1 protein-coding gene is annotated in these 2,122 nt (G+C 36.1%); it reads right to left on the reverse strand.

Annotated features, from left to right (window positions below):
* Positions 1 to 39: 39 nt before the first annotated feature.
* On the reverse strand, positions 40 to 1,959 hold the full coding sequence (gene tet(36) / locus H4K33_RS16250) for a tetracycline resistance ribosomal protection protein Tet(36) (RefSeq protein WP_088656287.1): 1,920 nt from the start codon (positions 1,957 to 1,959) through the stop codon (positions 40 to 42).
* Positions 1,960 to 2,122: the final 163 nt, after the last annotated feature.

The following is a 2,122-nucleotide window of genomic DNA, read 5'->3' on the forward strand; positions in this document are numbered from 1 at the left end:
GCGAGAATGCATTCTTTGATTATTTTGCTTATCATTCTCTTATCCTAATTCCTTCTCAAACATATACATCAATTTATCTTTTTCATTCAGTTCTACACTTCTGCTTACCTTTTTATTGGTGATTTGATAGCCCGAAAATCGAGTAACAAAAATGCCCAAGCCTTGAGTGTAGGAGCTGACTTCTGCTGAGTATTCTTTACTAGTATCTAAAGGAATTTCACCCAAAATAGTAGTCCAATCACCATCTGAAGTAATAGTAGATATTTCGCCTTGCATCTTGTTGATGTCTGTAATAGCCCTAGCATTCACAGCTATTGGAATTTGCAATTTAAAATCTAAGATTGGCTCCAACAACTCAACATCAGCTTGTTGTAAAGCCAATCGAAAAACATAGGGAGCTAAACTTCTAAAGTCGGCAGGTGTGCTCACTGGACTATAATAGATTCCGTGAGAAAAAGTGACTTTAAGGTCGGTTACTTCCCAGCCATACAAACCCGATTCACAGGCTTTCTTGACTCCATCGAATACTGCATTCTGAAAAGATTGATTCAAGTAGCCCAATGAAATATCGCTCTCTATCGTAAGTCCCGCACCGATTGGCAAAGGTTCTATAATCAAGCCAATAGATGCCCAATAAGGATTAGGTGGCACTTCGATATGAATGGTGTATTCCGATTTCGTTTTCAGACGTTCCTTATAAATCGTTTTCACCTCTTCAAAGTAAGCATCTACCGAAAATCGCTCCTCCAACAAAGTCAAAATAACTTCCCGTTGAGTTGCTCCATAAAGAGAAACTTCTAGCTCATTATTATCAGCATTGATACCAAACGTTAAAGATGGATCTTCTACCGATAATACATTCATAGCAGAAATTAATTTACTCCTATCCTCTACTTTGGCAGGATGTATAGATGATTTGAGAGCAGGACTAGGAATATTCAATTTATCAAATAAACTTGGCATTGTTCCTAAATAATCACCTACCATCAGACTTTCGGCATGGTCTAAAATTGCAATATCGTTTGTAGAAACTTCATCTACATCTATTTCGTTTCCAGCGTAAAAGGTCTTTAAACTTCTTATTTTCAGATTCTCATCTGAGCCATTGAGGTTGTATGATTTTCTTGTTCTAAGGCTTCCCCCTATAATCTTTAGATAGGCTCGTTTCTGTTCCTTCTTATTATGCTCAATTTTATAGACATAGGCAGATAAATCGTTCTCTTGAGGTAGAGATGTTTCAATAAAAGTAGTGATTGAGTTTAGCAAATCTTCGATACCAATGCCATACATTGCTGAGCCATGGTAGATAGGATGTAGTTTAGCGAATTGAACAAGATGAATCATTGAACTCCAATAGTCTGAATTTGAGAGTTGCGTATCGCTTAAGTATTTTTCAAGCAAAGAATCATCTTTCTCCAAAATTGTTTCTCTGTCCTTTTCTGATATGTTGTGTATTGTACAGCTAGAAGTTAAAATCTTGCCATCAACGGATTGCATAAGAAGAATATCTTTTGAAAGGCTATTTTGTATTTCGAAATAAAGCTGATTTAGATTTACTCCCTCTCTATCTATTTTGTTGATAAATAGAATGGCTGGAATTTCTAGTTGTTGCAAGACATTGAACAACAATCTCGTTTGAGCTTGAATACCCTCTTTAGCAGACACCACAAGAATAGCACCATCTAGCATTCTAAAAGTGCGTTCCACTTCTGCTAGAAAGTCCATGTGTCCAGGAGTGTCGATAATATTAATCTTTGTATCGTTCCATTGAATAGACGTTGTAGAAGCTCTAACGGTGATACCTCTTCGTTTTTCAATATCCATCGAATCGGTTGTGGTATTACCTTTGTCCACACTTCCACGTACCTCAGTTGCTCCACTAGCAAATAGCAAGTTCTCAGTAATGGAGGTTTTTCCTGCATCAATATGTGCAAGAATACCTATATTTATAGTTTTCATTTGATTTTGTAAATAATATAGCGGATGCTTTGTAGAAATGCATCACATAAAAAATACATCCTTGATGGTAGAATGTACCACAAGAACTTGAATTCGTATTTCTAATTATATTATTTACTGCCGCATAGTGTGACAAAGGTAGAAAATAAATTTTAAAATCAAC

It is taken from the genome of Myroides sp. WP-1 (assembly GCF_014145635.1).
Classification (GTDB): Bacteria; Bacteroidota; Bacteroidia; order Flavobacteriales; family Flavobacteriaceae; genus Flavobacterium.